General features: G+C 56.7%; 17 protein-coding genes. 4 read left to right on the forward strand and 13 right to left on the reverse strand.

Annotated features, from left to right (window positions below; all coding sequences use genetic code 11):
* Positions 1-232 precede the first annotated feature (232 nt).
* Positions 233-1,102, reverse strand: coding sequence for an acyl-CoA thioesterase (locus ACR0MS_RS16330; RefSeq protein ID WP_480575545.1), 870 nt, complete (start codon positions 1,100-1,102; stop codon positions 233-235).
* A 247-nt stretch (positions 1,103-1,349) separates the two neighbouring features.
* Between ACR0MS_RS16330 and ACR0MS_RS16335 the strand changes: the two genes are divergently transcribed.
* A complete protein-coding gene (locus ACR0MS_RS16335; RefSeq protein WP_480575548.1) occupies positions 1,350-1,955 on the forward strand; it encodes a DsbA family protein in 606 nt (201 codons plus the stop codon).
* A 36-nt stretch (positions 1,956-1,991) separates the two neighbouring features.
* Here the strand turns inward: ACR0MS_RS16335 and ACR0MS_RS16340 are convergent, their stop codons facing one another.
* On the reverse strand, positions 1,992-2,810 hold the full coding sequence (locus ACR0MS_RS16340; protein ID WP_480575551.1) for an SDR family oxidoreductase: 819 nt from the start codon (positions 2,808-2,810) through the stop codon (positions 1,992-1,994).
* 379 nt (positions 2,811-3,189) lie between these two features.
* Between ACR0MS_RS16340 and aroQ the strand changes: the two genes are divergently transcribed.
* A complete protein-coding gene (gene aroQ / locus ACR0MS_RS16345) occupies positions 3,190-3,639 on the forward strand; it encodes a type II 3-dehydroquinate dehydratase (RefSeq protein WP_480575554.1) in 450 nt (149 codons plus the stop codon).
* Positions 3,636-4,391 carry a helix-turn-helix transcriptional regulator gene (locus tag ACR0MS_RS16350; protein WP_480575557.1) on the forward strand — a complete coding sequence of 252 codons (756 nt, stop codon included), beginning with the start codon at positions 3,636-3,638 and terminating at the stop codon, positions 4,389-4,391. Before aroQ ends, ACR0MS_RS16350 begins: the two co-directional genes overlap by 4 nt.
* A 389-nt stretch (positions 4,392-4,780) precedes the next feature.
* On the opposite strand, the gene tsf is transcribed toward ACR0MS_RS16350, so the two are convergent.
* From tsf to ACR0MS_RS16375, 5 genes are all read right to left on the reverse strand, one after another.
* On the reverse strand, positions 4,781-5,656 hold the full coding sequence (gene tsf / locus ACR0MS_RS16355) for a translation elongation factor Ts (protein ID WP_480575560.1): 876 nt from the start codon (positions 5,654-5,656) through the stop codon (positions 4,781-4,783).
* Between the two features lie 77 nt (positions 5,657-5,733).
* Positions 5,734-6,525 (reverse strand): 30S ribosomal protein S2, encoded by a 792-nt coding sequence (rpsB, locus tag ACR0MS_RS16360; RefSeq protein ID WP_480575563.1) that lies wholly within the window; start codon positions 6,523-6,525, stop codon positions 5,734-5,736.
* 167 nt (positions 6,526-6,692) lie between these two features.
* Positions 6,693-7,529: a lyso-ornithine lipid O-acyltransferase gene (gene olsA, locus ACR0MS_RS16365; protein WP_480575566.1), complete on the reverse strand. Its 837-nt coding sequence runs from the start codon at positions 7,527-7,529 to the stop codon at positions 6,693-6,695.
* A gap of 4 nt (positions 7,530-7,533) precedes the next feature.
* Positions 7,534-8,289: an L-ornithine N(alpha)-acyltransferase gene (olsB, locus tag ACR0MS_RS16370; protein ID WP_480575569.1), complete on the reverse strand. Its 756-nt coding sequence runs from the start codon at positions 8,287-8,289 to the stop codon at positions 7,534-7,536.
* Positions 8,290-8,387: 98 nt separating this feature from the next.
* Positions 8,388-8,570, reverse strand: coding sequence for a DUF3553 domain-containing protein (locus ACR0MS_RS16375; protein ID WP_170388360.1), 183 nt, complete (start codon positions 8,568-8,570; stop codon positions 8,388-8,390).
* 43 nt (positions 8,571-8,613) lie between these two features.
* Here ACR0MS_RS16375 and ACR0MS_RS16380 point away from each other — a divergent pair, with 43 nt between their 5' ends.
* Positions 8,614-9,210: a histidine phosphotransferase family protein gene (locus tag ACR0MS_RS16380; RefSeq protein ID WP_480575572.1), complete on the forward strand. Its 597-nt coding sequence runs from the start codon at positions 8,614-8,616 to the stop codon at positions 9,208-9,210.
* Here the strand turns inward: ACR0MS_RS16380 and ACR0MS_RS16385 are convergent.
* The 6 genes from ACR0MS_RS16385 to ACR0MS_RS16410 form a co-directional block, all read right to left on the reverse strand.
* Positions 9,207-10,469 carry a glutamate-5-semialdehyde dehydrogenase gene (locus ACR0MS_RS16385; protein WP_480575574.1) on the reverse strand — a complete coding sequence of 421 codons (1,263 nt, stop codon included), beginning with the start codon at positions 10,467-10,469 and terminating at the stop codon, positions 9,207-9,209. The genes ACR0MS_RS16380 and ACR0MS_RS16385 overlap by 4 nt on opposite strands.
* A gap of 25 nt (positions 10,470-10,494) precedes the next feature.
* Positions 10,495-11,601 (reverse strand): glutamate 5-kinase, encoded by a 1,107-nt coding sequence (gene proB, locus ACR0MS_RS16390; RefSeq protein ID WP_480575577.1) that lies wholly within the window; start codon positions 11,599-11,601, stop codon positions 10,495-10,497.
* Positions 11,589-12,623 carry a GTPase ObgE gene (gene obgE, locus ACR0MS_RS16395; RefSeq protein WP_480575580.1) on the reverse strand — a complete coding sequence of 345 codons (1,035 nt, stop codon included), beginning with the start codon at positions 12,621-12,623 and terminating at the stop codon, positions 11,589-11,591. The genes proB and obgE overlap by 13 nt, the downstream gene beginning before the upstream one ends.
* Before the next feature lie 37 nt (positions 12,624-12,660).
* A complete protein-coding gene (locus ACR0MS_RS16400; RefSeq protein WP_480575583.1) occupies positions 12,661-13,197 on the reverse strand; it encodes a GNAT family N-acetyltransferase in 537 nt (178 codons plus the stop codon).
* 249 nt (positions 13,198-13,446) lie between these two features.
* Positions 13,447-13,716, reverse strand: coding sequence for a 50S ribosomal protein L27 (rpmA, locus tag ACR0MS_RS16405; protein WP_010440093.1), 270 nt, complete (start codon positions 13,714-13,716; stop codon positions 13,447-13,449).
* 11 nt (positions 13,717-13,727) lie between these two features.
* Positions 13,728-14,342 carry a 50S ribosomal protein L21 gene (locus ACR0MS_RS16410; protein ID WP_480575587.1) on the reverse strand — a complete coding sequence of 205 codons (615 nt, stop codon included), beginning with the start codon at positions 14,340-14,342 and terminating at the stop codon, positions 13,728-13,730.
* Between the last annotated feature and the right edge of the window lie 205 nt (positions 14,343-14,547).

A 14,547-nucleotide genomic window follows, 5' to 3' on the forward strand; every position in this document is an offset into this window, starting at 1 on the left:
GCTCGCTCATGACAACCAATCCCACCGTCACACTCCAATCCTGCCTGCTCGACAGAGAAGTGTGACACTTCTACTTTGCTAATGTGGGACATTTTAACTTTGCTGCTTCATATAGTATGCGTGTAATCGGTATTATGGTAATAAAATACTATGACTGCATGGCATTTTAACTGTGTCGAAATCGACCTCAGACAAGCGATATCAAACAAAAACTTAGAGTTATATTGGGTCCCTAAGGCTTCTTCTGAACCCTGCGCATTAACCCTTCCTGCGCGACAGATGCCACCAAAGTGCCGTCCTCAGAATAGATTGAGCCTCGGTTGAAGTTTCGACCCCGACCTGTCCACGGGGAATCCATCGCGTATAAGTGCCAGTTCTCAAACCGCACCGGAGCGTGAAACCACATAGCATGGTCCAGGCTTGCTCCGTTGACTTCGCCTGTGAACCAGCTCAACCCATGTGGGCGCATTCCAGAACTTAGCAGGCTCATGTCAGACGCATAGGTCAGCAAAAGTTGCTGCGTTCTTTCATCCGCTTCCTTGGCGGCATTCATGCGGATCCAGATTTGGTTTCGATCATCGGCTTTCTCGGGCTTCAAAGGATGCACGTGATTGACTTCGCGGACCTCGATCGGGCGTTCGCGCATGAGTTCGCCATGCAGTTTTTCCGGAAGTGCGCTCAGGTATTTCTCCTGAAGCTCCGACCGTGCCGGATAATTCTCCGGCTTTTCCAGTTGCGGCATATCATGCTGATGATCCCAGCCTTCGTCGCGTACATGAAATGACGCGGACATGTTCAGGATTTGTTTACCATGTTGGATTGCAACAACCCGGCGGGTTGTAAATGAACCTCCATCTCGTGCTCTATCAACTTGATAAATAACGGGTATTGATGGGTCGCCCGGTCGTATGAAATAGGCATGCAAGGAATGACACAGTCGTTCATCCACTGTGCGGTATGCGGCGGCAAGAGCCTGGGCAACCACCTGCCCGCCGAAAATCCGCGTTGGTGTTTCCCCGCCCGACCCTACGCCCCGATACAGGTCAACTTCCAATCTTTCGAGGTTTAGAAGGTCGATGAGGATACGTTCTGCCTCGGTCATATGGGGTCTCCAAGTGGATTTAAGACATGGCGTAACAGCCTAGCCTGTTTCATTCAATCACTGCTCTGACTGATTACCTGTAGGAAGCGGTCATTAAGGGCGGCAAGGTCAAACAGATTGACGGGAAATCGGCAGAATCAGCCTGCTGTCGTATTTTGAGGGGTTCAGTCTGCTAAACTATCATCAGTTAAAGACTCATTTGCCTGCGGTGAGTGCGTTGTCGCCGCATTTCTTCGGGAGGAAGAATATGTCGCAAGCCATAGATTTTGTTTACGATTTTTGCAGCCCTAATGCGTATCTTGCGCATAAGGTATTGCCGGAACTGGCCGTTAGGCACGCAGTAGAAATCAACCTTGAACCGGTGTTATTGACGACGGTATTCAAGGCCACCAACAACCAAAGCCCGTTTCAGGCTTTCTCTGATATTCGCCAGAAAAGTGCTTACCTCACACACGACTTGCATCGTTTTGCCAGACGCCGCGGTTTAAGCTTTCACATGAGCCCGCACTTTCCGGTCAATACCAAGTTTGCCATGAGAGGCGCTGTTTACGCCAAGGGAAAATCGTGGGAAAACAGATATGTGGACGCTGTATTTGATGCGATTTGGGTGCACGGTCAGAAAGTTGATGAGTTGAGTGTTCTGACAGAAATCCTGCAAGAAAACGATTTGCCCGTTCGTAAGCTGCGCGAGGCAATGACAGGCGTTGAGGTGAAACAACAGCTTAAGGATCGAACAAAAGCTGCTGTAAGAAAAGGTGTATTCGGTGTGCCGACGTTCTTTGTTGGGTCCGAAATGTTCTTTGGAAAGAACAGTCTAGGTAATCTTGAACTAGAACTTTCCAACCCCACGTGAATAACGGTTGTTTAGCTATCTTTCCGCAAAAATTCCTCAAAACGCCTCAGCAAAGATGTTCCCGGCGGTGACGACGTTTATACCGCCCGAAACCGGAATGACGGCTCCGGTTACATAGCTGCCGCCACGCCCGCAGAGGAACAGCATGCAACCCGCGATGTCGTCTTCGCTGCCGACCCGCCCGAGCGGGACGGACTTCCCTACCCTGGCCCTCACGTCTTCGTCTGCTGTCGCGAACGCCGTCATTCGGGATACAAAAGGCCCCGGAGCCAGTGCATTTACGGTGACGTGGTACGGCGAAAGTTCCTTTGCCATGATTTTGGTAAGGTGCAGAACCGCCGCCTTCGATGCTGCGTAACTATAGGCACCGTCACCCATGGGAACCTCTCCCATCACGGATCCGACGTTGACGACGCGGGCAGGATCATTCGGCGAGCCGGATTTCATCAACATTGGCAACAGCTTTTGGGTCAAGTCGAAAATCCCAGCGACGTTAACTGACATGACCTTGTCCCAGGCTTCGTAGGGAAATTGCCCCATGGGTGCGCCCCAGGTGACGCCTGCATTATTCATAATGATATCAAGTCTTTCCGTCCGTTTCTGAACCTCGGCAACCATACCGTCGATACCGTCTTTTGTGCTTACGTCCCCTCCGAATCCTTCGGCGCTACCGGGGGCATCCAGCGAATTCAATTCCTGCGCCACGGCTTCGCAGGCATCGCTTTTCCGCGAGGCGATCAGAACGTGCGCCCCTGCCCTTACCAAAGCTTCGGCGGCCATGCGCCCAATTCCGGTCGCCCCACCTGTTACAAGCGCCGTTTTGCCCTGAAGTGAAAACAATGTTTCTGGGGTCATAGTCTTTCTCCTCGGTGTTTCGGTATTGGCGCGCAAAGACTGTGGTCAGCCGGTGCGAAGTTGAACAGACGGTTCGTTCAACAGTCTTTCTGACAACAATTGCAGTGACGCCAAAGTTCCTCCTGACCGGATAACAGGGGCAACAGGTGTGACATGCAAGCTTTACTCAACGTCGCCCCGAAAGAGGCAGCGATCTTGCGTTTGCCTTATTCAGTCCCGGTGCAAAGGGTTGTTCACAATGACACAGGGTTCGCCAAGCCAAACAACCGCCCAAAAGAACTGTGTGAGAAGGGCCATTCTCGCTTGCCTGTAATAGCGCAGGCGGTGGACATTCCTACCTTTTCGCGTTTATGAACTTGTAAACAGGAACAGTGAGATAATGCACAAAGCTCTGATTTTAAACGGTCCGAACCTCAATCTTCTGGGCACGCGGCAGCCCGAGGTGTATGGCAGCACCACGCTTGAGATGGTTGAAAATCTGTGCGTGAAACACGGCAAGTCCGTCGGTTTGGACGTTTCTCATTTCCAATCCAATCATGAAGGCCAGCTTATTGATGCCATTCACGTTGCCAAGGACACCCAGCACGGAATTGTTCTGAACGCCGGGGCGTACACGCACACGTCCATCGCGTTGATGGATGCCATCGCGTCGGTAGAGTTGCCCGTTGTCGAAGTGCATCTGTCCAACATCCATGCGCGAGAGAGCTTTCGACATACCTCGTACATCGCGCGCGTGGCGATAGGGCAAATCTGCGGGTTTGGTCCCCAAAGCTATGTTTTGGCGCTGGATGCATTGTCCGCCCATTTGAACACAAGGGCTTCTACATGAAGCTGAGTGAGTATCTCCAATTTATCAGCTATACGAAAACGCTGGAGGAGCTTTGGGACGCTCATTGCAAGCAGATGGCCGAGTACGGGTTTAATCGCCTGCTCTATGGGTTCACGCGCTATAGAACCGAAACGTCGCTGGGTGATCCAGAGGATTTCGTGATCCTGACCAATCACGGCAAAGACTATCTCGACGGGTTCTTGCGGGGTGGTCTGTACTTTAATGCGCCGATGTTGAAATGGGCGTTGCAGAATGAAGGCGCAGGTAGCTGGAAAATCACTCAGGACATGATGGAGGACGGCACGCTTACGGAACTTGAGCGCAAGGTTATTGAGTTCAACCGGTCCAAGGGTGTCGTGGCCGGATATACGGTCAGCTTCAATTCGGTTTCGATGCGTTCGAAGGGGGCAATCTCTCTTTCCGGCTGCAGTTCGCGCACGCAGGAAGAAGTTGATGAGGTATGGGCCGAACACGGCGAAGACATCCTGTTGATGAACAATGTCGCGCACCTCAAGATCCTGACACTCCCCTACCATGCCCCCAACCGTGCGCTGACCAAGCGGCAGCGCGAAGCTCTGGAATGGGTTGGCGACGGTAAGACAACGCAAGACATCGCGCTGTTGATGGGGCTGACGGCTGCGACGGTCGAAAAGCACTTGCGCCTTGCCCGCGAGTCGCTGGCGGTTGAAACGACAGCTCAGGCCGTGCTCAAAGCGTCGCTTCAGAACCAAATGTTCATAATGGAGGCATAATCGCCCCGAGATTGACGCTTCTCTGCGTCAATTTACCCTAGGTAAGGAAAACATGACTTCCCGAATCTGAGCGCTTGGTTGCAAAATGATAGTGTTCCGTGAGTGGTGGCTTTAGCCTGGGAACATTTGGTCGGACCTTTGCAATAACAAAGCTCTCTGATCGCTCTGGCACAGGGGCGTCTATTCGTCCACGTACCTTTGTCGGAAATTATGAGGGGCCTCGACCATCCCCATCATGCGGGGCCCCTCATTTTACCAAATATGGATAGGACACTTCGGTGTCCTTTTTTATTTGCGCAAGCAAAAGGCCGGCTACGCACTGCGCGGCCGGCCTTTGCTGTAACCTCAGAGCCCGACCGGGCCCTGAGATCGAATTTAGCCCACCAAATTTAGCCCTGAGCGGCTTTGGCTACTTCGGCTGCGAAGTCTTCTTTTTCGACAACGATGCCTTCGCCAACTTCCAGACGGATGAAACCGGTGATGGTTGCGCCTGCTTCCTTGGCCGCTGCTTCAACGGTTAGGTCAGGGTTCACAACAAACTGCTGGTTCAGCAGAGTTGATTCCGCCACGAATTTCTTCATACGGCCTTCGATCATCTTTTCGATCACCTGCTCCGGCTTGCCGGATTCGCGGGCGATATCCATCTGAACCTGCTTTTCCTTCTCGACAACCGCCGGGTCCATGTCCGCCTCGGACAGAGCCGCCGGGTTCACAGCCGCGATGTGCATCGCAATCTGCTTGCCGATCGCTGCGTCGCCACCGGTCAGAGCAACCAAAACGCCGATTTTGCCCATGCCGTTGGTGGCTGCGTTGTGGACGTAGGACACAACAGTGTCGCCCGACAGCTTGGCCATACGGCGCACCGACATATTTTCACCGATGGTGGCGATCTTGTCGGTCAGGGTGTCGGCAACGGTTTTGCCGCCCAGGTCAGCCGCCAGCAGTGAGTCAACATCAGCAACGCCATCAGCCGCATAAGCGATCTTGCCCACCATTTCCTGGAACTCGGCGTTCTTCGCAACGAAGTCGGTTTCCGAGTTCACTTCGACCGCAACACCATTGCCGCCGTCAACGTGAACAGCAACCAGACCTTCGGCTGCGGTACGGCCCGATTTTTTGGCCGCTTTTGCCAGACCTTTGGTGCGCAGCCAGTCAACGGCTTCGTCCATGTTGCCGCCGGTTTCGGTCAGCGCTTTTTTTGCGTCCATCATGCCTGCGCCGGTCGAGTCGCGCAGTTCTTTTACCATTGCTGCTGTGATTGCCATCTCTTGGCTCTCCTCAATTCAAACGGAATTGGGGCAGGTCATACCCTGCCCCATATGTCATTTACGTGACGGGCAGCTTACGCTTCGGCAGGGGTTTCTGCTTCGGCGGGGGCTTCTTCTGCAACGGCTTCTTCAACCGGTGCTTCTTCGAACTCACCCAGGTCAACACCAGCGGCGCCCAGTTGCGCGGTCATACCGTCCAGTGAGGCACGTGCGGCCAGGTCACAGTACAGGCCAATGGCGCGGGCTGCGTCGTCATTGCCGGGGATGATGTAGTCCACACCATCGGGCGAGCAGTTGGTGTCGACAACAGCCACAACCGGGATACCCAGCTTGTTGGCTTCGGCGATGGCCAGTGCTTCTTTTTTGACGTCGATGACGAACAGCAGGTCAGGAACGCCGCCCATCTCGCGGATACCGCCCAGCGACGCTTGCAGCTTGGCCTGGTCACGTTCCATGCCCAGACGCTCTTTCTTGGTCAGGCCTTCTGCGCCGGATTCCATGGCTTCGTCGATCTGGTTCAGACGGTTGATCGACTGGGAAACGGTTTTCCAGTTGGTCAGCGTGCCGCCCAGCCAGCGGTGGTTCATGTAGTACTGAGCCGACTTTTCAGCCGCTTCTGCGATCGGGCCAGCAGCCTGGCGCTTGGTACCAACGAACAGAACGCGGCCGCCTTTTGCAACGGTGTCACGCACGGCCTGGAGCGCCTGATCCAGCATCGGAACAGTCTGGGTCAGGTCCATGATGTGGATGCCATTGCGCGAGCCGTAGATGAACGGGCCCATGCGGGGATTCCAACGCTGTGTCTGGTGACCAAAGTGAACGCCAGCTTCCAGCAGCTGACGCATGGTGAACTCGGGAAGAGCCATGCTATTTTCCTTTTCCGGTTTACGCCTTGGCGGGGGTGAAAGAAGCGGATGCTCCAACCGGCGGGCCTGATGAGGATGTCTCCCTGCAAAAAGCCCAAACCCCGCCTGCGGGTTTGAATGGCGCGCGTATACGGCACGTTTAGAAGCAGCGCAAGAGGCTTTTGCCCTTATTTTTCAAGCTGCGCCAGACTGTGTGCATGACGGACCGCCGCTTCACAATGCGCAGCCAGTTCCTTGCGGTTGGCAAAATCGCTGACCTTGGCCGGAGTGTGATAGATCAACTCGATCGAACCCTGTCTCCACGCCCCGAGTGTTTTCAGCAGATGCGGTCCAAAATCCATGTCGCCCCACCATCCGTAAAACCTGTTCGGCTCGCCTTGGGGCGCGTGATAGATCACTGAAACCGGCTGCACATACATGAAGTCACGCAGTTCATCAGTGAAGAATGCTGCAAAGAGCGTTGTTTTAAAGGGTAAAACCCGAAGGCCATCCGTTGAGGTGCCTTCCGGGAAAAACAGCAACTTGTGACCGGCGGTCAAGCGCTCTTGAAACAGAAGGGTCTGTTCACGCGCTTTCTTGCGGTTCCTCTCGATGAAAACCGTGCCTGTTGCGCGGGCCAGCCATCCAATGCCGGGCCACTTCGCGACCTCGGCCTTCGACACGAAATACACTCTCTTCCGCGCATTCAGCGAAAAGATATCCAGCCAGGAGGAGTGGTTTGCCACAACCGCCCCTCGCTGCGTCATCAACTCACCGGACGTTTGGAATCCGATGCCAAGAATACGCAGGGCATTTCGGCAGACAAACTGCGTAATGTACGGTGTCACCGGGCGGCGCAGTCCGTAGAAGGGAATTTCAATCAGGCGCAGGACAAGCAGGATCGTAAGACCGCCAAGCAGCAACACGATCAACGGTAGACCTCGCAGGATGGCAAGTGCCCAGCCCGAAATGCCGAGCTCGATGGGATCCGGGGCATCTTCTCCGTGCCATGACGATTCACTCAACGCTTCAAGCTCCGCTGTAAATACGCCGCTGGCGTTCGTTCATGCGCGCCGTGTCGAGGATCAGGCACACATCCGTTGTGTTGAAGGCGTGGTCAATGAACGCCCCCTCGCCCACGAACCCGCCTAGCCGCAAATAGGCTTTGATCAAGGCGGGCACCTGCACCATGGCCGCGCGCCGATCCAGAGCGTCCACGTCAACAAGATCCATTGACTGAAACACCTCAGGCTGCGCCCGGACCCTTAGGTCTGGCGGAGCGAGATGGTTGTGATGCAGCATGGACAGAGGCTGCGCCAGGGCCTGCACATCGGTGCCGTGAAAGCTGGCGACGCCGAACAGAACCTCGATCTGGCGCGCGTTCACATAGGCCGCCAGACCATTCCACAGATGATACATTGCCGTGCCGCCGCGATAGTCAGGGTGCAGACAGGACCGCCCCAGTTCCAACAGCTTGCGACCGCTGTCTTTCAGGACGGTCACGTCATATTCGTCTTCGGAATAAAACTGCCCCAGCTCTACGGCACGTTCGCCGGGTAACAGCCTGTAAACACCAACAGTTTCGCCGGTCTGGTCGTCGATTGCCAGCATGTGGTCGAAATAGGGATCGAATTTGTCCCGCTCAAGCCCAGCCTCGTGGTCCACCATCTCTCCGCCGCCGCCCAGCTCGCGCACGAACACGTCATAACGCAGGCGCTGCGCCGCGCGCAGTTCGCCCTCGGTTTCGGCGAGTTTGACGGTGAAGGATGGCCCTCTATCCGGCATCAGAACGTCCCTGTGGTTTCAGGGCTGATACCGCAGGTGCACGGGGAATGGCAACATGGGCTGTAACCGACCGCGCGTTAACCTTTCCTAAACCAGTTTCATGGATCAAAGACGGGCATCAAGGCGATGCGCGATCCGTCAATCACCACTTTCCCCTGCTCGCGGAAGTTCACGGTGATTTTTCCGCCGATATTGGACTGCACCTGTCCAATGCCCCAATCGGGGAAATCGGGGTGGCGGACATACATGCCCGGTGCAAGTATGGCATTGAGGTCTGACATGACTGGGCTCCGGGTCCGGCGGCAGATACAGCAGGAGGTACGCATGAGCGCCACAGACGTCAACCTGGCCGAGCTGATCGGCTCGCGGATCTGCCATGATCTGATCAGCCCGATAGGTGCGATCACCAACGGGCTGGAACTGCTCGAGATGGTTGGCGTCACCCAAGGCCCCGAGATGGAGCTGATCGCGGGCAGTGTCGGCAGCGCCGGAGCGCGGATACGCTTTTTTCGAGTGGCCTTCGGGTCCGCAAGTGATCAGCCCCTAGGACGGGCAGAAGTGGCCGAGCTTCTGAAGGATGTGGAGAAAGCAGGCCGGGTGCACGTGAATTGGCACCTGACCGAAGCGATCGCTCGCAATCAAGTCAAACTGGCGTTCCTGGCGCTGATGTGCTGCGAAAGCGCAATGCCATTGGGCGGTGAGGTCAGCGTTCAAAATGATGGCCGAAACTGGGTCGTCACCGGCGTGGCCGACAGGCTCAACCTTGACAGTGACCTTTGGAAGAACCTTCCGACCGGTCGTTTTACAAGTAAAGTAACCCCGGCGCACGTACAGTTCGCCCTCCTGCCAGATGCGGCGGTTGCAATGGGACGGCGGGTTGCTGTGGATACCACCTCAACCCGCATTGTGATCCGGTTCTAGCCGCGAACCGTTCCGTTGCCGCGGACCAGATATTTGAAACTGGTCAACTGCGCCGCACCAACCGGACCACGCGCATGCATTTTGCCGGTGGCGATCCCGATTTCAGCGCCCATTCCGAACTCACCCCCATCAGCGAATTGGGTCGAGGCGTTGTGCATCAGGATCGCGCTGTCGAGGCGTTCAAAGAACCGATCTGCAGCGGCCTGATCTTCGGTGATGATGCAATCCGTGTGGTTCGAGCCGAATTGACGGATGTGAGCGATTGCTGCGTCGATGTCCTGCACGGGTTTGGCGGCAATGATGTTGTCCAGGAACTCTTTGCCCCAATCCTCGGCAGTTGCGTCAACGGTGCCTTCGATAGCCAGAGAACCCTCTGCGTGAACCTCGACACCCGCCGCCAATAGTGCCTGGATCACACTTTGACCCAGAGTCTCGGCGATATCCTCGTGAACGAGCAGGCATTCGGCGGCACCGCAAATTCCGGTGCGCCGCGTTTTGGCATTCAGAACAACATCCAGCGTTTTCTGCAAATCCGCGGCTTTGTCGACATAGATGTGCACAATCCCCTCGAGATGTGCAAAGACCGGTACGCGGGCTTCGCGTTGCACCAACCCAACCAGCCCTTTGCCGCCACGCGGGACTATCACGTCGACATAGTCAGTCATCCGCAACAATGCCTGCACAGCCGCCCTATCCCGTGTGGGCACCAACTGAATGGCGTCTTCGGGCAGGTTTGCGGCCTTCAACCCTTCGACCAGACAGGCGTGGATCGCGCCAGAAGAATGAAAGCTCTCGGACCCGCCGCGCAGGATCACGGCGTTCCCCGATTTCAGACACAGCGCACCGGCATCTGCCGTCACGTTCGGGCGGCTTTCATAGATCACGCCGATGACGCCGAGCGGTGTGCGCACGCGTTGAATGTTGAGGCCCGACGCCATGTCCCATTCGGAAAGAACTTCACCAACCGGGTCAGTCTGATCAGCCACTGTTCGCAGCCCGTCGACCATGCCCTGCACACGGGCTTCGTCCAGCATCAGGCGGTCCATCATGGCCGGGCTCAAACCCTTTTCGCGCCCGAACTCGAGGTCTTTCTTATTGGCCTCGATAATGTCCGCACGACGCGCCCATACTGCATCAGCCGCCGCGATCAGGGCGGCATGCTTACGCTCGGCACTGGCAAAGGCCAGTTCGGACGAAGCGGCCTTCGCCCGCGCACCGAGATCAGTCATCAGGGCGGGAATGCTGTCAAAATCCTTCATCTCAGGTGCCTTTCTCGTGTAATTTTCATAGCGCCAGATCGTCCCGGTGGATCAACACGGCGCGGCCGGGATAGCCCAGCGTGGCCTCGATCTCTGACGATTTGCGGCCCTTGATTGCATCCGCTTCCTGCGCGGTATAGCGGCTGAGACCTTGCGCCAACCGGCGCGCCTGTGGGTCGATGATCGCCACTGGATCGCCGCGTCCGAAATCGCCGGTCACTTCGACAATACCCGCTGGCAACAGGCTTTTGCCATTACCAAGGGCCCTCGCCGCGCCTGCATCCACCACGATCTCACCGCGCGGTTTCATCGCCGAGATCCAGCGCTTGCGCGCCGCATGAGGATCAACCGTGGCCGTGAACCACGTGCAATTCGCACCACTTTCCAGCGTTTTCAAAGGGTTCATAGGTGATCCTTCGGTGATCGCCATATCACAACCTGCCGCCGTCGCCATCTTAGCGGCCAGCAATTTGGTCTTCATCCCGCCTTTCGACAGGCCCGAACCTGCATCACCCGCCATTTCTTCAATCTCAGGGGTGATTTCTTCGATCACGTCATAGCGCGTGGCCGAAACGTCCTGAACAGGGTTGCCGGTATAGAATCCATCCACGTCCGACAGGAGGATCAGTTGATCTGCACCGACCGTGACGGCGATCTGGGCGGCAAGGCGGTCATTGTCGCCGTATCGGATCTCATCCGTTGCGACTGTATCGTTCTCGTTGACAATCGGCACCACGCCAAGGCTTAGCAATGTCTCAAGCGTCGCGCGCGAGTTCAGGTACCGGCGGCGGTCGGCGCTGTCCTCAAGCGTCACCAGAACCTGAGCGGTGGTGATGTTATGCGGCGTCAGCGCCTCTTCATAGGCGCGGGCCAGTCGGATTTGACCAACCGCGGCAGCGGCTTGTGACTGCTCCAGAGGCAGGGCCTCCATGGGCAATCCTAAAACGCCGCGCCCCAAGGCGATGGACCCGGAGGACACCAGAATAACATCCGTCCCCTGCCCTTTGAGCCACGCCACATCCTGCGCCAGCGAATGCAGCCAATCGGAACGCAACAACCCGGTTTTTCGGTCCACCAGCAAGGCAGACCCGATCTTCACCACCAGTCGTTTGGCCGACGTCAGGGTTGCCAAGACTGCGCCTCCTGAACGGGTTTTTGGCGGACCCGGTTGTCGTCAATTTCCGCACGCAGGGCCCTCAGAACCTCGGTCACGCCCAGATGCGCTACGCCGGACATGGTCATGACAGGGCCGCCCACCGCTTCTTCCAACTCGGACTTGGCCAACTCGCGTTCCTCGTCATCCAGCGCGTCGACCTTGTTCAACACGGTGATCCGAGGTTTCTCGGCAAGCTCGCCGCCATAGGCCTCAAGCTCGTGAATGATGGTGCGGTAATCGTCAGCCACGGATTCCGAGGTGCCATCGACCAGATGCAGCAGCACGGCGCAGCGTTCGACATGGCCCAGAAAGCGGTCGCCAATACCGCGCCCTTCATGGGCACCTTCGATCAGGCCGGGGATGTCGGCGACGACGAATTCCACGTTATCCACGCCCACGACGCCCAGATTGGGGTGTAACGTGGTAAACGGGTAATCCGCGATCTTGGGTCGCGCGTTCGATGTCGCCGCCAGAAAGGTCGACTTGCCCGCGTTGGGCATCCCAAGCAAACCCACATCAGCGATCAGTTTCAGCCGCAGCCAGATGGTGCGGTCGATCCCCGCCTGTCCCGGATTGGCCCGGCGCGGGGCCTGATTGGTGGCAGATTTGAAGTGCAGGTTACCGAAGCCGCCGTTGCCGCCTTTGGCGAGCAGCACGCGCTGGCCCACCTCGGTGAGGTCGCAGATGACTGTTTCTTCGTCTTCGTCCAATATCTCGGTGCCGACGGGGACCCGCAGGACGATATCATCGCCATCCTTGCCTGTGCGCTGTTGGCCCCGACCGGGCTGGCCGTTTTTGGCAAAGAAATGCTGCTGATAGCGAAAGTCGATCAGGGTGTTCAGCCCATCCACGACCTCGGCCCAGACCGAGCCGCCTTTGCCGCCGTCACCACCATCGGGACCGCCATATTCGATGTATTTTTCGCGCCGGAAGCTGACGCAGCCGCTACCCCCGGCCCCGGACCGGATGTAGACCTTTGCAAGATCGAGAAATTTCATGTCTGTCCCCTACTGCAAAGGCCCTATCGACCACAAGTCAGAGTTTCTTTGTATATGTCCAGGTGGGCACATTCGCATCGCGCGCCACCGAATAGCTTTCCGCATCGCCCAGATATTCAAACCCGCAATGGGTCAGCACCCGCGCCGAGGCAGGGTTGTCCTGAAATACACTGGCGAACATGTTGGCGTTCTCCAACGGGTTGGAGTTTACCAACGCTTCAACAGCAAGCGAAGCAACGCCTGTGTTCCAGTAGACGGGCGCGACCCAATAGCCGACCTCGGACTGGTTGCGGTCCAGTCGCGTCAACGAAATCAGGCCGATAAGCTCGGGCCCGTCATCCTTGGTTGCGTCCATGGCCCAAACATCCTCGTCCCGATCTTCGGACATGGCGCGGGTTACAAATGCCTCGGTCGATCCCGGCGGAAGCGGATGCGGGATAGTCGTTGTCATCCGCGCCACGCGCTCATCACCTGCATAATGTTCGATGAGACCCATATCCGACCGGCGCAACGGGCGCAGGTCGAACCGCTCGGTTTCTATCACCGGCTGGTTTATTATCGTCTCAAGCTTCATGAGTGCGGTCCTCCTCCGAACAACACGTAAATTACGGACGCAACAGTGAAACCAATTAACGTCCACATCAGATATTTGCGGCCCAGACGATCTTCAACCGCGTGGGCAATCCGTCCCTGAAACAGGGGTGGTATGGTGCTTGCTGCGTGTGTCATCGGGCTCATTGGTCAAAACTGTGTTAAAAACGAGAAAGGGGACCGGCATTTTCAGCCGGTCCCCCATTTATTTCTAAACCTTTAGGGTTTCGGCTTACTCTGCGGCCTCCGCCACTGGCAGGACCGAAATAAAGGTGCGGTTCTTGAGTCCCTTATGGAACTTCACGGCGCCATCAACAGTTGCAAAGATTGTGTGATCTTTGCCCATGCCTACGCCTTCGCCCGGCCAGAACTTGGTGCCGCGCTGACGTACGATGATGTTGCCTGCGATGGCCGCCTGGCCACCATAGAGTTTCACGCCAAGGCGACGACCCGCTGAGTCGCGACCGTTACGGGAGGAACCGCCAGCTTTTTTATGTGCCATTCTCTCTCTCCTTAGCCTTGAGCCAGCTCTTTGGCTTGCTCAACCCATTCGGCTTTCACTTTGATGGTGTCGATAGCAGCAATCTGCTCGTCCGACAAGGCGGCCAGAGCTGCAAAGCTCTCGATACCTGCGTCGTTCAGCTTTTTGGCAGCGGCGGGGCCGACACCGTTCAGCTTGGTCAGATCGTCAGCGGCAGCAGCAGCGGCAGGAGCCTCTGCCTTGGCTACGGCTTTCTTGGCGGGCTTTGCAGCAGGTGCTGCTTCGCCAGCCGGTGCCGAACCGGTTGCGGCTTTGATGCCCGACTTGTCAGCGCCCGACGACAGGATGTCGGTGATTTTGACCAGAGTCAGTTTCTGACGGTGGCCAACGGTACGCTTCGAGCTGTGCTTACGACGGCGCTTGACGAACTTGATGACCTTGTCACCTTTGATCTGTTCGATCACTTCGGCCTGTACGCCTGCGCCTTCAACGAAAGGTGCGCCAACAACCGGAGCGTCGCCGCCCAGCATCAGAACATCGTTGAATTGAACTTTTTCACCTGCGTCGGCAGCCAGCTTTTCAACGCGGAGGATATCACCCGCCTGAACCTTGTACTGCTTGCCGCCAGTCTTGAGGACCGCAAACATTGCGTCTTTCCTTTGTCTAACCGCGTTCTGTGGTCCCCTTTCGGGTGTTTTGGCTTTCGCCACCTCGAACAGCGCGCCCTTTTCGGGCTGTGTGACGACCCGTGGGATCAGTCCCTTGGGTCAATAATAACGAGACCCGGCGCGGAAACTCCGGCCGGGATGCGCGCTTATCCATAGATTGAAGAGGAAAGTCAACATCAAATGC

This window comes from Ruegeria sp. CJ2 (genome assembly GCF_056536745.1).

Excerpts from the sequence above, each read along its gene's own strand:
- ACR0MS_RS16330 (WP_480575545.1), bottom strand. The coding sequence starts at position 1,102 with ATGACCGAGGCAGAACGTATCCTCATCGACCTTCTAAACCTCGAAAGA.
- ACR0MS_RS16335 (WP_480575548.1), top strand. The coding sequence starts at position 1,350 with ATGTCGCAAGCCATAGATTTTGTTTACGATTTTTGCAGCCCTAATGCG.
- ACR0MS_RS16340 (WP_480575551.1), bottom strand. The coding sequence starts at position 2,810 with ATGACCCCAGAAACATTGTTTTCACTTCAGGGCAAAACGGCGCTTGTA.
- aroQ (WP_480575554.1), top strand. The coding sequence starts at position 3,190 with ATGCACAAAGCTCTGATTTTAAACGGTCCGAACCTCAATCTTCTGGGC.
- ACR0MS_RS16350 (WP_480575557.1), top strand. The coding sequence starts at position 3,636 with ATGAAGCTGAGTGAGTATCTCCAATTTATCAGCTATACGAAAACGCTG.
- tsf (WP_480575560.1), bottom strand. The coding sequence starts at position 5,656 with ATGGCAATCACAGCAGCAATGGTAAAAGAACTGCGCGACTCGACCGGC.
- rpsB (WP_480575563.1), bottom strand. The coding sequence starts at position 6,525 with ATGGCTCTTCCCGAGTTCACCATGCGTCAGCTGCTGGAAGCTGGCGTT.
- olsB (WP_480575569.1), bottom strand. The coding sequence starts at position 8,289 with ATGCCGGATAGAGGGCCATCCTTCACCGTCAAACTCGCCGAAACCGAG.
- ACR0MS_RS16375 (WP_170388360.1), bottom strand. The coding sequence starts at position 8,570 with ATGTCAGACCTCAATGCCATACTTGCACCGGGCATGTATGTCCGCCAC.
- ACR0MS_RS16380 (WP_480575572.1), top strand. The coding sequence starts at position 8,614 with ATGAGCGCCACAGACGTCAACCTGGCCGAGCTGATCGGCTCGCGGATC.
- ACR0MS_RS16385 (WP_480575574.1), bottom strand. The coding sequence starts at position 10,469 with ATGAAGGATTTTGACAGCATTCCCGCCCTGATGACTGATCTCGGTGCG.
- obgE (WP_480575580.1), bottom strand. The coding sequence starts at position 12,623 with ATGAAATTTCTCGATCTTGCAAAGGTCTACATCCGGTCCGGGGCCGGG.
- ACR0MS_RS16400 (WP_480575583.1), bottom strand. The coding sequence starts at position 13,197 with ATGAAGCTTGAGACGATAATAAACCAGCCGGTGATAGAAACCGAGCGG.
- rpmA (WP_010440093.1), bottom strand. The coding sequence starts at position 13,716 with ATGGCACATAAAAAAGCTGGCGGTTCCTCCCGTAACGGTCGCGACTCA.
- ACR0MS_RS16410 (WP_480575587.1), bottom strand. The coding sequence starts at position 14,342 with ATGTTTGCGGTCCTCAAGACTGGCGGCAAGCAGTACAAGGTTCAGGCG.